The organism is Kribbella antiqua (assembly GCF_004345665.1).
Taxonomy (GTDB): Bacteria; Actinomycetota; Actinomycetes; order Propionibacteriales; family Kribbellaceae; genus Kribbella; species Kribbella antiqua.
In genome coordinates this window covers 201653-223105 of record NZ_SLWR01000004.1, presented here as the reverse complement: position 1 = coordinate 223105, position 21453 = coordinate 201653, and the positions used below count along the sequence as shown (strand labels likewise).

Sequence of the window (21453 nt, the reverse complement as noted above, 5' to 3'; positions counted from 1 at the left end):
CTCCTCATGGAGTTCAGTGAGGTAGTCCGCCGACGCCGGATGGTCCGCAACTACGACCCCGATCGGCCGGTCCCGGCGGAGATCCGGGAACGAATCCTGGAGAACGGTCTGCGTGCGCCGTCAGGCGGGTTCAGCCAGGGCTGGGCGTTCCTGACGCTGGAGGGTGAGGACCGCGATCGGTACTGGCGGATCGCGGCCGAAGGAGCCGACGAGAAATATGTGGGATGGCTCACAGGACTTCGCCGCGCACCGCTGCTGATCCTGGCCTTCGCGCACAAGGACGCGTACCTCGATCGGTACGCCGAATCGGACAAGGGCTGGACCGATCGCTCCGAGTCCCACTGGACGGCGCCGTACTGGTTCGTCGACACCGGGATGGCGGTTTTGCTGATGCTTCAGACAGTGGTCGACGAAGGCCTGGGAGCCTGCTTTTTCGGGCCTAGAGCGGAAAAGGTGGGTGAACTGTACGAGGAGTTCGGGGTACCCGCCGGCTACGACCTGATCGGGCTGCTGTCGGTCGGCTACCGGGCGCCCGACAAGCGCTCGCCGTCGCTCAAACGAGGCCGCCGGAGTACGGCGGAAGTGGTCCATCGAGGGCACTGGGATCGTCACGACGTGTGACTGGCTCATTACACCTTTTCCCGACTCGCCGACGAGAGGATTGGCGCTTTCGCTACTTCTTCGTTATGGTCCCGTGATGTTGGCCGGGATCGGGGAAGGTTCCGGGCAGCACGCCCCTCGGCGTTGATCGTGTTGCTTGGGTCCCATTACGCCCGATCAGCGTGACCTGCGCCTGTGCTGTCCAACCCCGTGCCCGGGTAGCCCTACCTGGGAGCGTTAGTGCGTAAGTCCATTCTCGTAGCCGTCGGTGCGACGGCTGCGTTCGCCGTCGCGGGCGGCTCCGTGGCCTATGCCAGCAAGAGCAAGACAGTCAGTCTTTCCGTCGACGGCCAGGTGCAGAAGGTTCACACCTTCGGCTCCACCGTGGCGGACGCCCTCAAGGCCAAGAAGATCGAGGTCGGTGAGCACGACGTCGTCGCTCCGTCCCCAGACTCCAAGCTCAAGGACGGCCAAGAGATCGCGGTGCAGTACGGTCGCCAGCTGATCGTCACCGCGGACGGCACCAAGAAGGCCTTCTGGACCACCGCCGACAGCGTCAATGAGGCGCTCGCGGATCTGGGCCTGCGGTACGACGGGGGAGCAGTCTTCTCCACCAGCCGGAGCGCGCCGATCGGGCGCCAGGGCTTGGAACTCGTCGTCAGGACCCCGAAGACCGTGCAGATCGTGCGGCAGGGCAAGGTCACGAACCTCAAGTCGCTCGCCTCGACCGTCGGTGAGGCGCTCACCGGCGCGAAGATCGTCTGGGACAAGGACGACCGGATCACCCCGGCGGCGGCCACCGCGCTGAAGCCCGGTGTGAACCGGATCGGCTACGTCAAGGTCGACCTGAGGAAGGTCACCAAGACCGAGACGATCGCGTTCGGCAGCGACGAGACCAAGTCGGCCACCCTGCTCGAGGGCACCAAGAAGACCACCGCCGCGGGCAAGGCCGGATCGAAGTCGGTCACGTACCTGTACACCTACCTGGACGGCAAGCTGTCGGCCACGAAGGTGGTCACCAGCAAGGTCGTCACCGCGCCGGTCGACTCGAAGGTCGTGATCGGCACCAAGCCGAAGCCGGAGGAGCCGACCACCGACACCGCGCCGAGCACGGGCGACACCAGCGCTTGGGACCGGATCGCCGAGTGCGAGTCGGGCGGCAACTGGTCGATCAACACCGGCAACGGTTACTACGGCGGCCTGCAGTTCGACCACGGCACCTGGGCGGCGTACGGCGGTACGGCGTACGCGTACAACGCGAACGGCGCGTCCAAGGCGCAGCAGATCGCGATCGCGGAGAAGGTCAAGGCCGACCGCGGTGGTTACGGCGCCTGGCCGGTCTGCGGCAAGCGCGCTTGATGCAAGACTGTGCTGTGTGAGCAGCGCTGATTCATCCACCTCCGCCGGACCGAGGCTTCTCGGTCCGGCGGAAGTGCGTTCACTGGCCGCCTCGCTCGGGGTGCGCCCCACGAAGCAGCGCGGCCAGAACTTCGTCATCGACCCCAACACGGTCCGCCGGATCGTCCGGGCGGCTTCCCTTGACGCCGGAGAGACGGTGCTGGAGGTCGGCCCCGGGCTGGGGTCGCTGACGCTGGCGTTGCTGGCCGACGGTCACTCGGTCACCGCCGTCGAGATCGACCCTTTGCTCGCCTCGGCGCTGCCGTCGACGATCGCGTCGTACGCGCCGAATCAGGCGGATCGGTTCACCGTGATCGAGGCGGACGCGATGGAGGTCGGGCCTGCGCAGTTCGGGTCGCCGTCGGCCTGTGTCGCCAATCTGCCGTACAACGTCGCCGTACCGGTGCTGCTGCATCTGCTCGAGGTGTGCGACTCGCTGCGGCACGGGCTGGTGATGGTCCAGTCCGAGGTCGCTGACCGGCTTGCGGCCCCGCCGGGTTCGCGGACGTACGGCGTACCGTCCGCGAAGGCTGCCTGGTACGCCGAGGTCCGCCGGGCCGGACCGATCGGGCGGAACGTGTTCTGGCCCGCGCCCAACGTCGACTCGGGGCTGGTCGCCTTCGAACGGCGTGAACCACCGGCCACGCCGGCTTCGCGGGAAGAGGTGTTCGCGGTGATCGAGGCCGCCTTCTCGCAGCGGCGCAAGACCGTCCGCTCGGCGCTCGCCCGGTGGATGCCCGACCGCGACCGGCTGGACGAGGTCTTCCGGCTTACGGGCATCGACTCCGGCCTGCGCGGCGAGATGCTGGGCATCACCGAGTTCGCAGCCCTCGCAGGTGCAGCGAAGGCTCTCTGAGGCACCTGGGGTATCTCCGCCGAGCACCTGCTCGTGACTGCACGGGAGAGACGGACATGCCCTAGCCTGTGCGAGTGCCACCATCCTCTGAGGTCACGGTGCGGTCGCCGGCCAAGATCAATCTCGGTCTGTCGGTCGGTCCGCCGCGTCCGGACGGGTTCCACCCGCTCGCCACGATCTACCAGGCCGTCGCGCTGTACGACGACGTGACCGCGGTGGTTCGTGACGACGACTCCTCGGTCTCGGTTGAGGTGGTCGGGGACTTCGCCAACGACGTACCGACCGACGAGACGAATCTCGCCGTCCGCGCGGCGCAGTTGCTGCAGGCCGAGTACGACGTCGAGGAAGGCGTCGACCTGACGATCCGGAAGACGATTCCGGTCGCGGGTGGGATGGCGGGCGGTTCCACTGACGCGGCAGCGACTTTGGTGGCGTGCAACCGGTTGTGGGGACTGCAGCTGTCGCAATCCGAGTTGCAGCACATCGCGGCTGAGCTGGGCAGCGACGTACCGTTCTGCCTCGTCGGTCATACGGCGCTCGGCCGGGGGCGTGGCGAGCAGGTCACCGAGGTGATGTCGCGCGGCACCTTCCACTGGGTCTTCGCCATCGCCGACGGCGGGCTGTCCACGCCGTCCGTCTACCGCGAACTGGACCGCCTACGTCCTCTCCGCCGCGTCGAGACGCCCCAAGTGCGGCCCGAGTTGTTGTCCGCCTTGCTGTCCGGCCAGCCTGGCGCACTCGCGGTTGCCCTCAGCAACGACCTGCAGAAGGCCGCGCTGTCGTTGCGCCCCGAGCTGGGTGACACTCTCCAGTTCGGCCTGGACAAGGGCGCCCTCGCCGCCCAGGTCTCCGGCTCCGGCCCGACCTGCCTCTTCCTCGCCGCCGACAGCCGCAGCGCCGTCGACCTCGCCGTAGAACTCGCCGAATCCGGCCTCTGCCGCATGGTCCGCCAAGCCGAAGGCCCCGTCCCCGGCGCCCGAATCCTCCCCGCCCCCGTCAACCGCTGACTCGCGCCGGCCGGGACTTCGGACTCTCTGCGGACCTGCAGGCCATCGCAATTGCGGCTCGCTGGGTGTCTTGAGCGTCTGGTGTCCGGGTAACCGTCGATTGTGATGGCCTGGCGGTCCGCCCGCACTCATCAACCTCGGCGGGCGGGCAGGAGAGCGGTTGAGTTCAGCGTGGGCAGAGGGGAGCCGCGGCCGTTGGTGAGTGCGGGGCGCCCGCCGTCAGCCAGACAGTGACTCCGGGCAGGGTGGAGCCAGGGACGGGTCGACTTCTTCTATGACCGAGATGCCGGAGGTGCCGTCCAGGCGGTGGTAGTGCTCGGTGAGGGTTAGGGTGCCGTCGGCTGTGAGGCCGGGGGTGCTGGTGACGCGGCCGGCGGTGGTGGTGCCGTCGGTGGCTAGTTGGCAGTAGGTGGCGGTGATGGTGCCGTCGTCGTCGCAGGTGCCGACGAGGCGGCCGAAGTAGAGGCGGCCGCCGCCGAACTCGGCCCAGATCAGCTTCCCGTTCTGGTGGTAGCGCCCGGTCGGCGCGTCCGGCGGGTTGCCGACCGGGCGGAAGATCCGGCCGTCGTAGTTCGGGGCGTCCATCTCACCGCCCCGTCAGGATCGACAGCAGCAACTCGGCTCCCGGCGCACTCGCCGCCAGCCCGGTCAGCACCGACCGTACGGCGAGCGCCGGATCGAACCCGCGCGGCCGCAACGCCGCCGTACCCCGCTTCACATCAGCCTCAGCCAGTACGACGGGCAGCACGTCGCGACGGACGGCACCGTCGAGCAACGGCCGGACATACGCCTCGAACTCCCGGTACGACGACAACGTGAAGTCGCTGGCATACCGATCCGGCCGGTCCCACGCGAGGTACAGCCGGACGATGTCGACATCCTCGTCGTGCAGGAACTCGTTCGCCCAGATCGCATGGTTCCGGCTGGTCGAGAACTTCGCGCCGTCCAGCGTGTAGAACTCGTTGACCTGCGCGCCACCGATTGCCTCCGGCGGCACCCCGCAGGCCAGATAGACCGCGGGCCAGAACAGTGCGAAGTAGAAACCGTTGTCTATCCCGTTGAAATGCCACAACGAAGCGACCTCGGACCACGCCTTCGCGGTCTCCTCCAGCCCGATCGCACCCGGCCGGATTGACCGCGCAACGCCGTACACGGTGGAAAGGGCGACTTCGGCGTACACCTCGAGGCGCAGTCCCTCGTGCGGTCCTGCGCCTTTGAGGCCCCAGTTCGTCGGATAGGCGATCGGTACGTCGGGCAGCCGGCGCTCGAGGTAGTGGGTGACGATCTGCCGGGCGCGGTCCGGGAGTTCGGCGCGCAGCCAGATCTCGGTCAGCTCCTGGCGGTAGTCCTCCATCGACAGCACAGGAACCGTTATCTGGAACGGCCGCGGCTTGCCACCACACCGGTTGCACCTAGGATCCACGAGGTTCTCGGCCGAGGTATAGCCGCCACACCCTTCGCAACCACCGCCGGCCGCCTCGGAGCCACACCACGCGCACGTCCCGACGACGTACGACTGATGCAAGGTACGACGGCAGTCGGCGCAGGCCAGCAAGGTCAACCTGCGCAGGGGAAAGCGCCCGGCTTCGGTGAGGTCGGCGGCGAGGGTGGTGACGCCGCGCTGGTACTCCGTGCTCTGCGGGTCGAGGAAGACGTCGTACTGGATTCTGGCGGCATCCAGTGCGCCCACGATCTCGTCCCGGTAGGCAGCGGCCAGCTTCTCGACGTCGACGCCCTCGTTCTCGGCGCGGGTCAGCACCCAGTTCTGATGGACGTCGAAACCGGCGGTCGTCACCACCCTTTCACCCCGCGCCCGCGCCGCCCGGGCCGCGATGTCCGCGGCCAGGTACGGCCCGGACAGGTGCCCCACATGCAACGGTCCGTTGGCAGTCGCTGGAGGGACGACGACGACGGTCACATCAGACGTGGTCATGAAGGCTCCTACCGTGGGCGGCGGTCGGTGTGGCGCGGGACCCGGTGACTCTCGTCGCTGGGCCGGTCGCAGTCCGCGACCTTACCCTCCGATCCGTCGCCCCACCAGCCTGAAAACCCTTGAAAACAAGGCGACCCACGCATCCCGCAATCGAACGTTTGACAGCTCGGGGCGGCGGTCCGTATGATGCGCGCCCGGGCCGAGCCGGAAAATCGGTCGCGGCTGCCCGGGGGCAGCGTTAGCATCCGAAGCGTTTGCCATCGGTTTCATTGAGTGAGTAGGAGAACGGGATGCGCCGCAGCGTGATCGACCTCAGCAGGACTGATCACTTCGACGCATTCGCGAGGATCCTTGAACTCTTTGACGATGGGCATTGTGGCGCATGTCGACGCCGGTAAGACGAGCCTGACCGAGCGGCTGCTGCACGCGGCCGGCGTCATCGACCGGATCGGCCGGGTCGACGACGGGAACACGCAGACCGACTCGATGGACCTCGAGCGGCGGCGCGGGATCACCATCCGTTCGGCGGTGGTGTCGTTCGAGCTGGGCGACCTGACCGTCAACCTGATCGACACTCCCGGGCACGCCGACTTCATCGCCGAGGTCGAGCGCGCGCTGTCCGTCCTGGACGGCGCCGTACTGGTGATCTCCGCGGTCGAGGGCGTCCAGGTCCAGACCCGGCTGCTGATGCGTACGCTCAAGCGGCTGAACATCCCGACCTTGCTGTTCGTGAACAAGATCGACCGCCTGGGAGCCCGGTACGACGAACTCCTGGCCGACATCGCGCGGTTGCTGACCCCGGCGGCCGTGCCGATGGGTTCGGTCGCCTGTCTCGGCGAGCGGCCGGCGCGGTTCGAGCCGTTTGCCCTGAGCAACAAGGCGCTCGGCGAGTTGCTTGCCGAACACAACGATGGCTTCCTGGCCCGCTATCTGGACGAAACGTTATCGGTCGAAGACAACGTTTTCGAGCTGCGCCGGCAGGTCGGCGAATCGCTCGTCCATCCGGTCTACTTCGGCTCCGCGATGACCGGCGCCGGACTGCCCGAGCTGATCGCCGGAATCCGCTCGTGGTTGCCGCGAGCCACCGGATCGCCGTCCGATCCCTTGCAGGCCAGGGTTTTCAAGGTTGAGCGCGGTTCAGCCGGCCAAAAGATCGCCTCCGCCCGGCTGTTCGCGGGCTCGCTCCCAGCCCGTTCGTACGTCGACGTGCATCCGGCCGAAGGTCCGTCGTACGAGGTCCGGCCGAGTGCGGTCGAGGTCTTCGAGCGCGGATCCCGTCGTACGGTCGATCACGCCGTGGCCGGCCAGATCGTCGCCTTGCGCGGCCTGAAGGACGTTCGCATCGGCGACCAACTCGGCGTCCCGACGGTCAACGTTGGCCGGCTCTTCGCCCCGCCCACCCTGGAAACCGCCGTCAGCGCACGCGATCGCGTCAAGCTCTACCAAGCACTGACTCAGCTCGCCGAGCAAGATCCGCTGATCCGCGTCCGCAAGGCCGACGACATCACCGTCAGCCTCTACGGCGAAGTGCAGAAGGAGGTCATCGCCGCACTCCTGGAGAGCGAGTACGACCTTGACGTCGACTTCAGCGAGACCAGCCCGATCCACATCGAGCGGCCGAACGGCATCGGTACGGCGTTCCGGGAAATGGGTGCCCCCGACAACCATTGGGCCGCGGCCGTCGGCTTCCGCGTCGAACCCGCACCGGCGGGGAGTGGCGTCGACTACCGCATCGAGTCCGAGCTCGGCGCGCTCCCGCGGGCGTTTCACACCGCCATCGAGGAGAGCGCCCGCCTGACCTTGCAGCAAGGCTTGTACGGCTGGGAAATCCCGGACTGCCTACTCCTTGTGACGAACACCGGCTACAGTTCGCCCGTCACCGTGGCCTCCGACTTCCGTCGCCTGGTCCCGCTGGTCCTCATGCAGGCGCTGAAGGCAGCCGGCACCACGGTGCTCGAACCCGTCAACCACTTCGAACTCGACGTCCCACCCGAGTCCGTCTCGCGGGTTCTGTCCCTCCTCAGCGCGGCCCGCGCTGTCGTAGACCAGACCACGCTCCACCCCACCCACGCCCGTCTCGAAGGCACGATCCCAGCCGCGACCACTCACCTCTTCGAGACCCAACTCCCCGCCCAAACCCACGGCGAAGGCATCCTCACCCCCATCTCGACGACCTACACCCCGGTCCCCGGCCCACCGCCGTACCGCACCCGGACCGACGGCAACCCCCTCAACCAGAAGGAGTACCTCCTCCACCTCAACCAGGCATGAGCTCACCTGAAGGAAACCAGGTATGAGCTCAGCTGAAGGTGTCGAGGGTGGCGTGGAGCTTGGTGAGGGTTTCGGGGACCTCGCCGAAGTGGGCCAGGACGGCCAGGTGCTCGCGGAGGTGGAGGATCCGAAGGCGGGCTTGCCAGCCTGCTTCCAAGGGGTGGAGCTCTTCGTAGGCGGTGAAGAAGGTGTCGGGGATGTTGCCGCACCCGTCGAGCATGGAGAGTTCGGCCTCGGGCCAGCCGTAGTAGACGGCGGGGTCGATGGCGGCGGGCGTGGTTCCCTTCGCCGCCAGGAGATTGCCGTGCCAGAGGTCGCCGTGGACGAGGGCCGGGGACTGGGGTGGAATCAGGTCGGGGAGGCGGCTCGCTACGCGTTCCAGACGGCGGCGGTCCTCGGCCGGGAGGGCGTGGTAGCAAAGCGGGACTTCGAGGAAGCGGAGCAGGCGATATTCGGCGAAGAAAGCGTGGCCGTCGTCGGTCCAGGGGTTTCGTTGCCGGAGCAGGCCGAGGTAGTTGTCGTGGTGGTAGCCGAACTTGTCCGAAACCTGCTGGTGCTGGATCGCAAGCCGGTGGCCGGCGTCACGCCAGAACTCGGCCGGGCGATTCGCGATACTGGCGTCGTACGACGGAGGCTCGGCCAGGTCGGCGAGAACGAGGAAGTCGTCGGTCGCCCGCAGTACCTCCGGTACGACGAACGCGCCGGGGATCCGGAGCGCGTTGAGGCCGTCCGCTTCGCGCGCATACAAGTCGACCGGCGGGTTGTCGTGGGTCTTCACGATCACCGAGCGGCCGAGCGTCGTACGGACGCGGTAGGTCTTGTTGGCGACGCCGCCGGGCAACTCGTCGGACGCTACGGCGTCGCCGAGGTTCAAGTCGCCGAGGTTCAGGCCGTCGAGCCAGGAAGGAGTCAGCACGTGGACGATCGTGGCACGCGGACGGCGGTCGGCTACCCTGGGGCCCGTTATGGCTGGTTCCCCCGCACCTAATCTGGTCAATCTGGAAGCTGTTTCCAAAGGCTTCGGGACTCGGACACTGCTCGACTCGGTGAGCCTCGGCGTCGGCCGGGGCGAGCGCGTCGGCGTGGTCGGGCGCAACGGCGACGGCAAGTCGACACTCTTGCAACTCCTCGCCCGCCGGGAGGAACCGGACAGCGGGCGGATCACGCAGAACCGCGATCTCCGGTTCGGGTACCTCGGCCAGAGCGACGACCTCGATCCGGAGCACACCGTCCTGCACGCGGTGCTCGGTGATGTCGAGACCTACACGTGGGCGGCGGATCCCAGGACTCGCTCCGTGATGGAGCACTTGCTCGGCGGAGTGGATCACCAAGCCTTGGTCGGCACCCTGAGCGGTGGCGAACGCCGGCGGGCGTCGCTGGCCAGACTCCTGCTCACCGAGGTCGACCTGCTGATCCTCGACGAGCCCACGAACCACCTCGACATCGAAGCGGTCAGCTGGCTGGCCGAGCACGTGGTCGATCGCGCCTCGGCGCTGGTCGTCGTCACCCACGACCGCTGGTTCCTCGACGCGGTGTGCACCAATACCTGGGAGGTGCAGGGTGGCAGCGTCACGTCGTACGACGGTGGGTACGCCGCCTACGTGCTGGCCAAGGCAGAGCGGGCTCGTACGGCGCAGGTCACCGAGGCCAAGCGGCAGAACCTCCTGAAGAAGGAGCTGGCCTGGCTCCGACGAGGCGCACCCGCGCGGACATCCAAGCCGAAGTTCCGCATCGACGCCGCGAACGCGCTGATCGAGAACGAGCCGCCGCCGCGCGACAAGCTCGCCTTGTCGCAGCTCGCGACCGCGCGACTCGGCAAGGATGTGTTCGACGCGGAGGACGTGAGCCTCAGCTTCGGCGAGCGCCTGATGCTGAACCACGTCACGTTCCGGCTTGGCCCAGCCGACCGGATCGGGTTGCTCGGCCCGAACGGCGCCGGCAAGACCACGTTCCTCAAGGTCCTCACCGGTCAGCTCACTCCGGACCGCGGCCGCGTGAAACAAGGCAAAACCGTCCGCGTCGCCAACCTGTCGCAGAACCTCGAAGAGATCGACGATACGGCGACTGTGCTGCAGCACATCACCGAGATTCGCCGTACGGCGGCACTCGCCGGGCGCGGTGGTGAGTTGACCTCGTCGCAGTTGCTGGAGCGGTTCGGGTTCACCGGCGACAAGCTGACCACGCGGATCTCCGATCTGTCCGGCGGTGAGCGCCGGCGCCTTCAGTTGTTGCGGATTCTGCTCGACGAGCCGAACGTCTTGATCCTCGACGAGCCCACCAACGACCTCGACGTCGAGACGCTCACGGTGCTGGAGGACTTCCTCGACAGCTGGCCGGGTGTCGTCGTCACCGTCACTCACGACCGCTATTTCCTCGAGCGGGTGAGCGACATGGTCTACGCGATCATGGGCGACGGTCAGGTCCGGCACCTGCCCCGCGGCGTCGATCAATACCTCGACGAGCTCGAGAACCCGGTGGTACGTCGTACGACGTCGAATAGTTCGACATCAGAAGCTTCGACGTCGAACGGTTCGGCGTCTGATATTTCGGCGGCATCGGCTTCGGAGGCGGAGTCGCCGGTGGTGGACGCGGCCGCGGCTCGGGCGGCGAAGAAGGAGCTGAACCGGATCGAGCGTCAGCTGGCCAAGCTCGCCGAGACCGAGGCGAAACTGCACGACCAGCTGGCCGCGAGCGCCAGCGATTACGAACGCCTGGCGGAACTGGATGCCGAGCTGCGCAAACTCGCCGACGAACGCGGTGAACTGGAAACCGCGTGGTTCGACGCGGCTGAACGCGCCGAATGAAGACAGCGGCAGGAAGGTGAAGACCGCAGTCTGACGGCTGAATCGGCGCCGAATGAAGGCGGCAGCCTGAACGCTGAAACTGAGCCGCGGCGGCCCTCCGATCCCCTGTGATTCGGAGGGCTCGCCGCGCCTACCGGGTGAGCGGGCCCCGTGCCGGCCGGCGTTGTTCGGGCCCCGAGCCCCGGACACCGCGCGGCCGCTTTCGGCGGACCACCTCTTGCCGCCGAAGTCACCGTAGATCTGTACGTTTCGTGGTCGGTCAGCCACCGACAGTGAGGACCCTAGTGCGCCCTCTCACTCAGTGTCGATAGTCGTCCGCTACAGCAGTCTCTCGATCTCGTTGCAACTAGCAACGATCGGAACCGGGCTCAAGTGACGGGTCACCTTTTCGGATTATTCCGGCACAATTCAAGGGGGTTTCTTCACCACCAGCAGAAACCGCGGGGCATGTTGGCCGGCAATGAAGCGCTTGACGAAGGTCAGTGCTTTTCGAGGTCGAAGGGGCGGACGAGTTCGCGCAGTACGCGGGCGATCTTCGCCTGGTCGCGGTCGCTGATCGAGCCGAGGAGCTTGCGTTCGTGCGCAAGCAGGTCGGCCATCGCGGCATCGACGGCATCGCGGCCCGCGTCGGTGAGCTGGACGAGCACGCCGCGCCGGTCGGCCGGATCGGGCAGCCGCTCGACCAGACCGCGAGCCGTCAACCGGTCGACGCGGTTCGTCATTGTGCCGGAGGTGACCAGGGTTTCCTTGAGCAGCCTGCCGGGTGACAGCTGGTACGGCGCTCCGGCTCGGCGAAGAGCCGCGAGTACGTCGAACTCCCACGACTCCAGGCCGTGGGTTTCAAACGCCTGACTGCGGGCGCGATCCAGGTGCCGCGCGAGCCGGCTGACGCGGGACAGCACCTCCATCGGCGCGACGTCGAGGTCGGGTCGCTCCCTGCGCCAGGCCTCGAGCAGCCGGTCGACCTCGTCTTCCATGCTGTCGAGGTTACGTCATCAAGACTCTTGACATCAAGACAACTCGCGTGCCTACAGTTATCTCGACATCAAGATAAATCCTTGGGAGCGTCATGCGAACCTCACCAGTCTGGAACCCGGTGCAGTACGGCACCTACGCAGAGGAACGCGGCCGCCCGTTCGCGGACCTGGTCGGCCGGATCCGGGTGGACGACGTACGTACGGTGGCCGACCTCGGCTGCGGACCGGGCAGCCTGACCGCGACGCTGCGGGAGCTCTGGCCGGAGGCAACCATCCGCGGTATCGACAGTTCGCCGCAGATGATCGAGGCGGCGCAGGAGTACGCCGACGAGCGGTTGACCTTCGAGGTCGGCGATCTGCTGGAGTGGAGCGCCGAGCCAGGGTCGCTCGACGTGATCGTCACGAACGCGGTGCTGCAATGGATCCCGGAGCAGCTCGACCTGCTGCCCGGATTCGTCGAGGCGCTGCGACCGGGCGGGTGGTTGGCGATCCAGATCCCCGGCAACGGCAACGCGCCGTCGCACGCGATCCTGCGCGAGTTGTCTCGGACCGAGCCCTATGCGGAGTACGCGAAGGACGCGTCGCTTCGTGCTGAGGTCCCGGGGCCGGATACGTATGTCGATGCTCTCAGTGCTTTGGGTTGCCTGGTGGATGCGTGGGAGACGACGTACTTCCACTTGCTGCAAGGGGACAACGCCGTACTGGAGTGGGTGAAGGGTACGTGTGCTCGGCCGGTGCTGCAGTCGCTGCCGGAGGAGTTGCGGGTGCGGTTCGAGGCGGAGTACGGCGCCAGGTTGGCGGAGGCTTATCCGCAACGCGAGTACGGGACGCTGCTGCCGTTCCGGCGGATCTTCGCGGTGGCTCAGAAGAAGGTGAGCTGATGAGGCTGGACCACGTGCAGGTTTCGTGCCCGCCGGGTGGGGAGGAGGTCGCCCGCGCGTTCTACCGGGACGCGCTCGGCATGACGGAGCTCGAGAAGCCGCCGCTGCTGAAGGCTCGCGGTGGGTGCTGGTTCCGGGCTGGTACGGCGGAAGTCCACGTCGGCGTCGAGCAAGACTTCCAGCCGGCAAAGAAGGCTCATCCAGCACTCGCGGTCGACGACCTGGACGCCTTGGCCGAAAAGCTTGAGAAGCGCGGCTGCCCCGTCACCTGGGACAACGAAACCATCCCGGGCCGCCGGCGATTCCACACCACCGACGGCCACGGAAACAGAGTCGAGATCCTCTGAGTTACTCGTTTGCCAGGGCGCCGGCGGGGGAGACTTTGGCGGCTCGGCGGGCGGGGAGGACTGAGGCCAGGAGGCCGGCGATCGCGGCGACTGCGGCGATTGTCGCGAGCAGGCCGAGTGGTACGGCGTATTCGACGCCGCCGTCGGAGGTTTGCCCGGCCATCAGGGCGCTGGTACCGGTCCAGCCGTAGATGAGGCCGAGGGCGATTCCGAGGCCGGCGGCAACTAGTGCCATCAGCAACGATTCGACGGCGAGCATGCCACGGAGCTGACGGCGGGTCAGACCCATTGCCCTGAGCAACGCGTTCTCCCGGGTCCGCTCCAGCACCGACAGGCTGAGGGTGTTGCCGACGCCAACCAAAGCGATCAGCACCGACACCCCGAGCAGCCCGATCCCGACGATCAGCAGCACGTCGAAGATCTTCGTGTAGCTGCTTCGCTCCGCCAGTCCACCTTCGACCGACAGCTCCTTCACCGTAGGTATCGATTGCTGCACCGCGTCGATCACCTCCGCGCCGTCCGCCTTCGGATCGGACGCCAGCCAGAAACCGCTAACTGCAGTACCGGGAGCGAGCCGATGCAGATCGGCTGCGGTGATGGTGATCGCGTCGAGACCGGTCGCTCCCTGCGCCGTCAAGGTGAGCTTCCGCGCACCTGAAACGACCGTGAGCTTCCCGCCGTCCTCGACCCCGAGCATGTGCATCGTCGAGTGGTCCAGCAAGGCGGTGCCGGGTTTCAACTGCGCGACCAGCTCAGGATTGTGGATAACGCTCCCTGCCGAGGACTGGTCGATCCCGGTCACCGGCAGCTCCTGACCACCGGTCTTCACGTCCACCCTGCTGACCGGAACGACCTGCGTCACACCCTTGATGTCCCGCAGTTGTTGCTCAGCCCCGGCCGGCATCTTCTCGTTGTACGCGGCAACCATGATGTCGACCGGATACTGCCCGTCCATCGACACGTCGAACGTCTTCCGCACCGACGCGATCCCGACGCAGGTGAGACTGATCAGCGTCACCCCGATCAGCAGCGCCGAGGTGGTAGCCGCCGTGCGCTTCGGATTCCGTACGGCGTTCGCGACCGCGATCCGCGACGGAACCCCACCGGTCCGAGCCGGCAGCGCCCCGAGCAAACGAATCAACGCCGGCACGAGCAGCGAGCCGATCGCTAGGACGCCGAGGAACGAGACAACGCCGCCTGCGACACCGATCAGCACCTGATGCCCGCGAGCCCCACCGGCCAGCAACGACCCGCCACTCGTCAACAGCAGGAAGCCAACGATCAAACGTAGTACGCCGGCTTTGGACGCAGCCGCCGGAGCAGCCTCCGGCCGAAGCGCCGCCAGCGGAGCCACCTTGGTCGCACGACGAGCCGGAACGACGGCAGCCGCGATGGTGGCAAACGTTCCCAGCAGGAGTGGCAGGAACACCGACCACAGGTCGAGGTGCAGCGGAACCGGCGGGATACCCCAATCGAACTCGCGGGACAGTGCCAGTCCCAGTGCCGACAGCGCGATACCGAAGACGACACCGATTGTCGACGCGATCACCCCGACCACGGATGCTTCCGCGAGTACGGACGAGAACACCTGGCGACGGGATGCGCCTACGCACCGCAGCAGCGCCATCTCGCGCGTGCGCTGGGCGATCACGATAGTGAACGTGTTCCCGATGACGAGGCACGCGACGAACAACGCGATCACGGCGAACATGCCGAAGACCCCGCCGAGTACGTCGATGCCGTGCGTGTAGCTCTCGACTTCGTGCTGGATCCACTCCTCGCCGGTGTACACCTTGAGGTCACCGGAGAGAGCGCCTTGGACCGCGCTAGCCAACGTTTGCTGATCGACGCCCGGTTTGGCGGCGATCCCGACCGCGCTGATGAAGGCGTCTGGTTCGAATCTCTTCACCGCGGCCGGGGTGGCGACGGCTGACGACGAGCCGACGGACTTGGAGTCGTCGAGCAGGCCGACGATGGTGACGTTCCAGGACTTGCCGTCGTACGAGTTGAGCCGCAAAGTCTGGCCGATCGCGACCTTGTACTTCGCGGCCAGCTTGGCCGGCAGGGCGATCTCGTTCGTTGCGGTCGGCAACCGGCCGGACGACGTACCAGGACCGGCGATCCGGGTGGTGTCGTAGAGCGCGTCGACGCCGAGGCCTGCCGGGCGGACCAGGCCGGGGAACGCGGCGGTCAGGTAGGCGGTAGTGAGCGTTACCACCGAGTCTGCCTGCGGAAGCTTCTTGAGTTTGGCGACATCGGTTGCGGTGATGGATGCGTTTTCTGGGGAGACGACGGTGTCGACACCGCGGTACTTGGCGCCGATGGTCTCGTCGATGCCGTTCGACGCGGACGCGTGTGCGGTCATCGCGAGAGTGCCGAAGCCGACGCCGAGAACGATTGCCAGGCAAGCGGCGATCAGGCGGCCCAGGTGGGCGCGCAGCGAGGAGAGGATGGAACGTCGCACCTCAGGCCCCCAGCTGCCGCAGCGCGTCGAGCACCGTCTCCGGAGTCGGGTCGTAGAGCTCGCCGGCAAGTTTGCCATCGGCAAGCATCACGACGCGGTCGGCGTACGACGCGGCGAGCGGATCGTGCGTCACCATGACGACCGTTTGGCCGAACTCGCGGACCGAACGGCGGAGGAAGCCAAGCACCTCGGCACCGGCGCGGGAGTCCAGGTTTCCGGTCGGCTCATCGGCGAACACGACCTCCGGGCGTCCCACCAGCGCGCGGGCGACGGCGACGCGTTGCTGCTGACCACCGGACAATTCCGACGGCCGGTGGGTCAGGCGATCGCCCAGCCCGAGTACGTCGATCAGCGTAGAAAACCATTGCTGGTCGGGCTTGCGGTTGCCGAGCTCGAGCGGCAGCAGGATGTTGTCCTTGGCCGTCAGCATCGGGAGCAGGTTGAACGACTGGAAAACGAAACCTACCCGGTCCCGCCGGATCTTCGTCAGCTCGGCGTCCGGAAGGTGGGTCAGCTCGGTCTCGCCCAGCAGGACCTGACCGCTGGTCGGAGTGTCGAGACCGGCGAGGCAGTGCATCAGAGTGGACTTGCCCGAGCCCGACGGGCCCATGATCGCGGTGAAGTGGCCGACGGCGAAGTCGACCGAGATGCCGTCGAGCGCGGCGACGGCGGTGTCACCCTGTCCGTACACCTTGCGCAACTCGTGCGCCCGGATCGCCGCCCGCGGCATCCCGTCCTGCGCCAACCGCCCGACCGCAAGCTCCCCGGTCTGCAAACTCATCTCACTCCTCGGTTCCACCGACAGGCCGTCCCTGTCGCTGCCCAAGAAGTTAGTGATCAGGCGTGTGGATTCCGTCGGACCGCGGGCTGCACTCCTCGTACGACCTGAGTCGTACGGACGCCCAGGCCATCACAACCGCGGTCGAAAGGCGCCGCCAGGCGGCGGTGCCGGCCAATGCCGTGGATTGTGATGGCCTGGGCGTCCGCTACTTGTTCGGCTTGACCAGGCCGGTTTCGTAGCCGAGGACGACGAGGGCGACGCGGTCGCGGAGGCCGGTTTTGGCCAAGATGCGGCCGATGTGGGTCTTGACCGTTGCCTCGGACAACGTGAAGAGCTTGGCGATCTCGGTGTTGGACAGACCGCGGGCGACCTCGACCAGGACCTCACGTTCGCGGGCGGTGAGATCGGCGAGGTCCGGGCGCTCCACCTCGGCATCGGGTAGTGCGCCGGCGAAGTGCTCCAGCAGCCGTTTCGTCGTACTGGGAGAGACCACGGCATCACCGGAGTGCACCTGACGGATCGCGGACAGCAGGTCCGCCGGCGGCGTGTTCTTCAGCAGGAACCCGGCCGCGCCGGCCTTGATCGCGGCGAACGCGTACTCGTCCAGGTCGAAGGTCGTCAGCACGATCACCTTGGGTGCCTGCGGCAACGACTGCAGTCGCCGGGTCGCCTCGACGCCGTCCAGCCGCGGCATCCGCACATCCATCAGTACGACGTCGCTCGCGGTCACCTGGATCTTCTCCAGCGCCTCGCCGCCGTCGCCCGCCTGGCCGACCACCCGCATGTCCGCCTGCGAATCCACCAGCATCGTGAACCCGGCCCGGACCAGCTCCTGGTCATCCACCAGGAACACCCGGATCACGTCGTCCGTCACTGCTCTCCTCCAGTCAGGTGGTACGGGAGCCTGGCGATCACCTCGTAACCGCCGCCCGGCTTCGGTCCGGCGCTCACCGTACCGCCCGAGATCGAGGCGCGCTGCCGCATCCCCACCAGGCCGTGACCCGGATCCGAGCTCGGCGCGACCCCGGCACCCCGGCCGTCGTCGCTGACCACCACGGTCAGCATCTCGCGGCCGAAGTCCAGCCGGACTGAGGTACGCGCTCCCGGCCCGGCGTGTTTCAGCGTGTTGGTCAGACCTTCCTGCACGATCCGGTACGCCGTGAGCCCGAGGAGGGCAGGCAGATCGCGCGGCCGGCCGGTCACCTCGTAATCCACGGCCAGCCCGGCTTGGCGAACGTTTTCTACCAGCTCAGGCAGCGAGGAGACGCCGGGTTGCGGGCGGGGCTGGTCCGGGTCGAGCTCGAGCTGCTCGTCCTGCTTGAGCAGGCCGAGCATTTTGCGCATCTCGGTCAGCGAGGCCCGGCCGGTGTCGCCGATGGTGGCGAGCGCCTTCTTCGCCTGCTCGGGTGAGGCGTCGGCGGCGTACAGTCCGCCGTCGGCCTGGACGATCATGATGGACAGGCCGTGCGCGACCACGTCGTGGATCTCGCGGGCGATCCGGGTCCGCTCGTTGGACACGGCGAGCTTGGATTCGCGGTCGCGATCCCGTTCCAACTGGGCCGCCCGCTCCTCGAGTTGGGCGACGTACAGACCCCTGGTACGGCGTCGCTCGCCGATCGCCCAGACGCCGAACACGAGGGCGCCGAGGGCAACCATCATGGTCACCTGCTGGCGCCAGTCGCTGTTGCCGTAGTACCGCGCCGTCGCCATCAGGACGCCGAGGCCGCCGACGCCCAGGGCGATGCGGCTGTAGCGGACTTCGCCGTACACGGAGATCGCGTAGAGCGCGATGAGCAGGCCGACGTTGCCGGCCATCAGCTGGGTGTCGGACAGCCACTGCAGGACGGCGACCGACGAGACGGCGAAGAAGGTGAGCTCGGGGCGGGTCCGGCGCCAGATCAGCGGGACGAGCATGCCGAACGCGAGGACGCCGGCGAGCCGGACCTGCGCGAGCGACAGGAAGCCGGCGGTCATGCACAACGTGCCGGCGAGCAGCAGGTCGAACGCCTGGCTGCGGGCAGGCAGAGGTCGCGCGGCGAGGATCCCCGTCATGCGGGCCAGGGTACGGGGATCCGCAGGCGGCGGGGTCATGCCACAGGCGGATGTCGCGTACGACCGCGGTCGCGGATTGCGGATCTCCGCCACTCACCAACCACCGCGGACGTGCGCTACTCACGCTCAACTGCCGGGCGACGCTCGCCGTTGGTCGAGGTTGGCGAGTGCTGCAGGTCCGCTATTTGTGCGGACGCGTCGAGAGGGTGGGCTTGGCTTCGAGGCCGGAGAGGCCGTTCCAGGCGAGGTTGACCAGGTGAGCGGCGACGTCGGGCTTCTTCGGCTTGCGGGCGTCGAGCCACCACTGGCCGGTGAGCGCGACCATGCCGACCAGCATCTGCGCGTACATCGGCGCGTTCTTCGGGTCCAGCCCGCGGCGTTTGAACTCCTCGGCCAGGATGTGCTCGACGCGCGTACCGACGTCGCTGAGGATCGAGACGAACGAGCCGCTGGCCGACCCGACCGGTGAGTCGCGGACCAGGATGCGGAAGCCGTCGGAGTTGTTCTCGATGTAGTCGAGCAACGCGAGTGCCGCCTGCTCGACCAGCTCGTGCGCGCGTCCGGCTGTGAGTGACTGGGTGACGCCGTCGAGCAGCGCGCGTACCTCGCGGTCGACGACGACGGCGTACAGGCCCTCTTTGCCGCCGAAGTGCTCGTACACGACCGGCTTGGAGACCTCGGCCCGGGCCGCGATCTCCTCCACCGACGTCGCCTCGTACCCCTTGAGCGCGAACAGGCCGCGGGCAATGGTGATGAGTTGTTCGCGACGCTCGGCACTGGTCATCCGGACTCGGCCGGACCGCCGCGGTTTGGGTTCCGTCACGTCGAGATCACGTCAGCATCATGCCGTACTTCGGTGTTGCCGGTGGAAGTTTTACGGCTCCTTCAGGCAGCGGCTTTCAGGCGAGTCTTCGCATCGGCGTCGACCCGGCGTGCCTCCAGGCGCTCCCGGACCGGCCAGCGTACGTCGCTCACCCAGCCCATCTTCTCGAAGAACCAGATGGTGCGCGCGGACGTGTCGAGCTGGCCCTTCAGTACGCCGTGCCGCGCGCAGGTCGGGTCCGAGTGGTGCAGGTTGTGCCACGACTCGCCCTGGCTGAGGATCGCCAGCCACCACACGTTGCCGGATTTGTCACGGCTCTTGAACGGCCGGTCGCCGATGGTGTGGCAGATCGAGTTGATCGACCAGGTGACGTGGTGCAGCAGTGCGATCCGGACCAGGCTGGCCCAGAAGAACGCGGTCAGCGCGCCGCCGATGGACCAGGACCAGAGGCCGCCGATGACGGCCGGCATCAGCACGGAGATCGTCACCAGCAGCGGGAACATCCGGGACACCTTGATGATGTCCTTGTCCTTCAGCAGATCCGGCGCGTACTGGCGCTGCGGGGTCTGCTCGGTGTCGAACAGCCAGCCGACATGCGCGTGCACGAAACCCTTGGTCAGCGCGCCGAGGCTGGTGCCGTACTTCCACGGGCTGTGCGGGTCACCGTCGCGGTCGGAGAACTTGTGGTGCTTGCGGTGGTCGGCGACCCAGCGGATCACCGGACCCTCGATCGCCAGCGAGCCGGCGATGGCGAGGGCGTATTTCATCGGCCGGTTCGGCTTGAACGACTTGTGCGTGAACAGCCGGTGGAAGCCGATCGAGATGCCGTGCCCGGCGACCGTGTAGAACACGACCGCGAGGATCACGTCGCGCCAGCCGAGGAAACCGCCCCACGCGATCGGTACGGCGGCCAGCACGGCGAGGAACGGGATCCCGATGAACAACGCCAGCGCGAGCTGCTCCCAGGGCTTCTTCTGCTCACCACCGAGCGTCCCGGTGTCGACGTCGAACTCGTCGGCCTGCTGGGCGCGGACGGGCGCCTCCGGTGCGGCAGTGGCAGGTGGAGTCATTGGCGTTTCCCTCGGGCTGGAGTGCTGCTTACCTACGCTACCGTAACCTACGGAGCCGTAGGTAAGGAACCCCTCAGCGTGTCGAGTACCCCACTCCATGGCAAACTGTCCCGGCGACCACGATCCCCCGTGGGGTAATCGGCAGCCCGCGAGACTTTGAATCTCGAAGACCAGGATCGAAACCTGGCGGGGGAGCAGCGCAAAACCCCGGCTCGGAGCCCTCTGAGCCGGGGTTCTGCTAACGGATTTGCTAACAGGGTCCTACTCGGTTGCTCCACGGTGACTCTCCGAAATGTCGGTCTGGTCGTTCCCGTCGCCGGCAGCGGCGAAGGTGTTAGCAGCCTCGTCCGCGTGCTGGCGGATGACGTGCGCATAGACCCGGAGGGTGATGGCGGGGTCGGCATGGCCGAGGCGTTCCGCGACGACATGGACCGGCACCCCGGCGATCAGGAGCAGGATGACATGTACGTGTCGCAGATCGTGTAGCCGAGCAGGCGGCAGCGGATGGGCTGCCTGGCCGCCATCCTGCGCCGCAGCCCAGTCATCCTGCTCGACTTCGACGGACGGATCTCTTCCGTCTTCGCCGGGTACCCGGCGTCACAGATAACAGAGGAACTTCGGGGCCTTGTCGTCGACCAGGTCGGCGAGCTGCCGCCAGCTCTCGACGCGGTCACCAGCCCGCACGAGTTCCTGAGTGTCGCCGCCGATGTGTCGCCCGAGCTGGCACAGCAGGTGGAGACGGCACTTCAGACGGCCGAGATCAAGGCTGTCGAGAGCGCGATCCAACACCGGGCGTAGACGAGTTCCTGGCAGCCTGCCGGGAAGTCGGCCGAGCGCTCGCGATCGTCAGCAACAACACCGGCGCATCCGTCAGGGCCTACCGTGCACCTGATCGGTGACCAGACGACCGATGTTCGAGCCGCCCAGGCCATCGGAGCGGGGAGCATCGGTACGCGAATAAGCCAGGCAAGGCCGACGGCCTGACCGCAGCCGGAGCCGACGCCATCATCGAGTACATCAGTGAGTTGACTCAGGCGATTCGCCAGGACTAGCCGGTCGCGGTGAAGGTGTCGACCGCGCCTTCGTGCGGGTGGAGCATCTGGTGACGAGACAGTGCAGCGGTCCGCGTGCGATTGTCATTCCATGATTGAGCCTCTGTCCGGACCGATGTATGTGACGGTCGGGCACT

At 67.2% G+C, this 21453-nt stretch carries 20 protein-coding genes, 1 tRNA gene and 1 pseudogene; 11 read left to right on the top strand and 11 right to left on the bottom strand.

From position 1 onward, the window contains the following. The first annotated feature begins 6 nt into the window (after nucleotides 1–6). The 4 genes from EV646_RS13590 to EV646_RS13575 all read left to right on the top strand — a co-directional run bounded on the left by EV646_RS13590 (nucleotide 7) and on the right by EV646_RS13575 (nucleotide 3861). Nucleotides 7–621 (top strand): nitroreductase family protein, encoded by a 615-nt coding sequence (locus EV646_RS13590; protein ID WP_132148295.1) that lies wholly within the window; start codon nucleotides 7–9, stop codon nucleotides 619–621. Nucleotides 622–840: 219 nt separating this feature from the next. Beyond that, nucleotides 841–1959, top strand: coding sequence for a resuscitation-promoting factor (locus EV646_RS40620; protein ID WP_132148293.1), 1119 nt, complete (start codon nucleotides 841–843; stop codon nucleotides 1957–1959). Nucleotides 1960–1975: 16 nt separating this feature from the next. After that, nucleotides 1976–2854 (top strand): 16S rRNA (adenine(1518)-N(6)/adenine(1519)-N(6))-dimethyltransferase RsmA, encoded by an 879-nt coding sequence (gene rsmA / locus EV646_RS13580; protein WP_132148291.1) that lies wholly within the window; start codon nucleotides 1976–1978, stop codon nucleotides 2852–2854. Nucleotides 2855–2922: 68 nt separating this feature from the next. Further along, on the top strand, nucleotides 2923–3861 hold the full coding sequence (locus tag EV646_RS13575; RefSeq protein ID WP_132148290.1) for a 4-(cytidine 5'-diphospho)-2-C-methyl-D-erythritol kinase: 939 nt from the start codon (nucleotides 2923–2925) through the stop codon (nucleotides 3859–3861). A gap of 219 nt (nucleotides 3862–4080) precedes the next feature. On the opposite strand, the gene EV646_RS13570 is transcribed toward EV646_RS13575, so the two are convergent. Both EV646_RS13570 and EV646_RS13565 read right to left on the bottom strand, forming a co-directional pair. After that, nucleotides 4081–4446, bottom strand: coding sequence for an avidin-fold protein (locus EV646_RS13570; RefSeq protein ID WP_132148288.1), 366 nt, complete (start codon nucleotides 4444–4446; stop codon nucleotides 4081–4083). 1 nt (nucleotide 4447) lies between these two features. Further along, nucleotides 4448–5794, bottom strand: coding sequence for a class I tRNA ligase family protein (locus EV646_RS13565; RefSeq protein WP_132148286.1), 1347 nt, complete (start codon nucleotides 5792–5794; stop codon nucleotides 4448–4450). Between the two features lie 366 nt (nucleotides 5795–6160). On the opposite strand from EV646_RS13565, the gene EV646_RS13560 reads away from it, so the two are divergent. Continuing rightward, on the top strand, nucleotides 6161–8065 hold the full coding sequence (locus tag EV646_RS13560; protein ID WP_132148284.1) for an elongation factor G: 1905 nt from the start codon (nucleotides 6161–6163) through the stop codon (nucleotides 8063–8065). A gap of 28 nt (nucleotides 8066–8093) precedes the next feature. Here EV646_RS13560 and EV646_RS13555 read toward each other — a convergent pair whose 3' ends face one another. After that, the gene (locus EV646_RS13555) at nucleotides 8094–8981 is read right to left on the bottom strand and encodes a fructosamine kinase family protein (protein WP_158290956.1); all 888 of its coding nucleotides are present in this window, start codon (nucleotides 8979–8981) and stop codon (nucleotides 8094–8096) included. Between the two features lie 49 nt (nucleotides 8982–9030). Here EV646_RS13555 and EV646_RS13550 point away from each other — a divergent pair, with 49 nt between their 5' ends. Then, complete coding sequence (locus tag EV646_RS13550; RefSeq protein WP_132148280.1) at nucleotides 9031–10869, top strand: ABC-F family ATP-binding cassette domain-containing protein; 1839 nt, start codon at nucleotides 9031–9033, stop codon at nucleotides 10867–10869. A 479-nt stretch (nucleotides 10870–11348) separates the two neighbouring features. Here EV646_RS13550 and EV646_RS13545 read toward each other — a convergent pair whose 3' ends face one another. Further along, nucleotides 11349–11846, bottom strand: a complete 498-nt coding sequence (locus EV646_RS13545) for a MarR family winged helix-turn-helix transcriptional regulator (protein ID WP_132148278.1) — start codon at nucleotides 11844–11846, stop codon at nucleotides 11349–11351. Nucleotides 11847–11938: 92 nt separating this feature from the next. Between EV646_RS13545 and EV646_RS13540 the strand changes: the two genes are divergently transcribed. Together EV646_RS13540 and EV646_RS13535 are read left to right on the top strand one after the other, a co-directional pair. Next, nucleotides 11939–12727, top strand: coding sequence for a methyltransferase domain-containing protein (locus EV646_RS13540; RefSeq protein WP_132148276.1), 789 nt, complete (start codon nucleotides 11939–11941; stop codon nucleotides 12725–12727). Next, the gene (locus EV646_RS13535; protein ID WP_132148274.1) at nucleotides 12727–13074 is read left to right on the top strand and encodes a VOC family protein; all 348 of its coding nucleotides are present in this window, start codon (nucleotides 12727–12729) and stop codon (nucleotides 13072–13074) included. The genes EV646_RS13540 and EV646_RS13535 overlap by 1 nt, the downstream gene beginning before the upstream one ends. A 1-nt stretch (nucleotide 13075) precedes the next feature. On the opposite strand, the gene EV646_RS13530 is transcribed toward EV646_RS13535, so the two are convergent. The 6 genes from EV646_RS13530 to EV646_RS13505 all read right to left on the bottom strand — a co-directional run bounded on the left by EV646_RS13530 (nucleotide 13076) and on the right by EV646_RS13505 (nucleotide 20264). Beyond that, complete coding sequence (locus EV646_RS13530; RefSeq protein ID WP_132148272.1) at nucleotides 13076–15538, bottom strand: ABC transporter permease; 2463 nt, start codon at nucleotides 15536–15538, stop codon at nucleotides 13076–13078. 1 nt (nucleotide 15539) lies between these two features. Further along, entirely contained in the window at nucleotides 15540–16319 is a 780-nt protein-coding gene (locus EV646_RS13525; RefSeq protein ID WP_132148270.1) for an ABC transporter ATP-binding protein, read from the bottom strand. 205 nt (nucleotides 16320–16524) lie between these two features. Further along, nucleotides 16525–17193, bottom strand: a complete 669-nt coding sequence (locus tag EV646_RS13520; protein WP_132148268.1) for a response regulator transcription factor — start codon at nucleotides 17191–17193, stop codon at nucleotides 16525–16527. Continuing rightward, complete coding sequence (locus EV646_RS13515; RefSeq protein ID WP_241995901.1) at nucleotides 17190–18371, bottom strand: sensor histidine kinase; 1182 nt, start codon at nucleotides 18369–18371, stop codon at nucleotides 17190–17192. Before EV646_RS13515 ends, EV646_RS13520 begins: the two co-directional genes overlap by 4 nt. 181 nt (nucleotides 18372–18552) lie before the next feature. Further along, entirely contained in the window at nucleotides 18553–19155 is a 603-nt protein-coding gene (locus EV646_RS13510) for a TetR/AcrR family transcriptional regulator (RefSeq protein ID WP_241995899.1), read from the bottom strand. A 101-nt stretch (nucleotides 19156–19256) separates the two neighbouring features. Continuing rightward, entirely contained in the window at nucleotides 19257–20264 is a 1008-nt protein-coding gene (locus tag EV646_RS13505; protein WP_132148262.1) for an acyl-CoA desaturase, read from the bottom strand. A 123-nt stretch (nucleotides 20265–20387) separates the two neighbouring features. Here EV646_RS13505 and EV646_RS38855 point away from each other — a divergent pair. Continuing rightward, nucleotides 20388–20459: transfer RNA gene (locus EV646_RS38855), tRNA-Gln, on the top strand. A gap of 66 nt (nucleotides 20460–20525) precedes the next feature. Here EV646_RS38855 and EV646_RS13500 read toward each other — a convergent pair. After that, nucleotides 20526–20702: a hypothetical protein gene (locus tag EV646_RS13500; RefSeq protein ID WP_338419255.1), complete on the bottom strand. Its 177-nt coding sequence runs from the start codon at nucleotides 20700–20702 to the stop codon at nucleotides 20526–20528. A 66-nt stretch (nucleotides 20703–20768) separates the two neighbouring features. Between EV646_RS13500 and EV646_RS13495 the strand changes: the two genes are divergently transcribed. Both EV646_RS13495 and EV646_RS40945 read left to right on the top strand, forming a co-directional pair. Further along, nucleotides 20769–21062 (top strand): hypothetical protein, encoded by a 294-nt coding sequence (locus tag EV646_RS13495; RefSeq protein WP_132148260.1) that lies wholly within the window; start codon nucleotides 20769–20771, stop codon nucleotides 21060–21062. Nucleotides 21063–21113: 51 nt separating this feature from the next. Then, a pseudogene (locus EV646_RS40945) lies at nucleotides 21114–21248 on the top strand (hypothetical protein); the annotation flags it as partial. Between the last annotated feature and the right edge of the window lie 205 nt (nucleotides 21249–21453).

Bases quoted from the DNA above. Each gene is read 5' to 3' on its own strand.
- EV646_RS13570 (WP_132148288.1), bottom strand. From the start codon at position 4,446: ATGGACGCCCCGAACTACGACGGCCGGATCTTCCGCCCGGTCGGCAAC.
- EV646_RS13560 (WP_132148284.1), top strand. From the start codon at position 6,161: ATGGGCATTGTGGCGCATGTCGACGCCGGTAAGACGAGCCTGACCGAG.
- EV646_RS13525 (WP_132148270.1), bottom strand. From the start codon at position 16,319: ATGAGTTTGCAGACCGGGGAGCTTGCGGTCGGGCGGTTGGCGCAGGAC.
- EV646_RS13515 (WP_241995901.1), bottom strand. From the start codon at position 18,371: ATGACGGGGATCCTCGCCGCGCGACCTCTGCCTGCCCGCAGCCAGGCG.
- EV646_RS13505 (WP_132148262.1), bottom strand. From the start codon at position 20,264: ATGACTCCACCTGCCACTGCCGCACCGGAGGCGCCCGTCCGCGCCCAG.
- EV646_RS13550 (WP_132148280.1), top strand. From the start codon at position 9,031: ATGGCTGGTTCCCCCGCACCTAATCTGGTCAATCTGGAAGCTGTTTCC.
- EV646_RS13565 (WP_132148286.1), bottom strand. From the start codon at position 5,794: ATGACCACGTCTGATGTGACCGTCGTCGTCGTCCCTCCAGCGACTGCC.
- EV646_RS13535 (WP_132148274.1), top strand. From the start codon at position 12,727: ATGAGGCTGGACCACGTGCAGGTTTCGTGCCCGCCGGGTGGGGAGGAG.
- EV646_RS13590 (WP_132148295.1), top strand. From the start codon at position 7: ATGGAGTTCAGTGAGGTAGTCCGCCGACGCCGGATGGTCCGCAACTAC.
- EV646_RS13510 (WP_241995899.1), bottom strand. From the start codon at position 19,155: ATGACCAGTGCCGAGCGTCGCGAACAACTCATCACCATTGCCCGCGGC.
- EV646_RS13540 (WP_132148276.1), top strand. From the start codon at position 11,939: ATGCGAACCTCACCAGTCTGGAACCCGGTGCAGTACGGCACCTACGCA.
- EV646_RS13495 (WP_132148260.1), top strand. From the start codon at position 20,769: ATGGGCTGCCTGGCCGCCATCCTGCGCCGCAGCCCAGTCATCCTGCTC.
- EV646_RS13545 (WP_132148278.1), bottom strand. From the start codon at position 11,846: ATGGAAGACGAGGTCGACCGGCTGCTCGAGGCCTGGCGCAGGGAGCGA.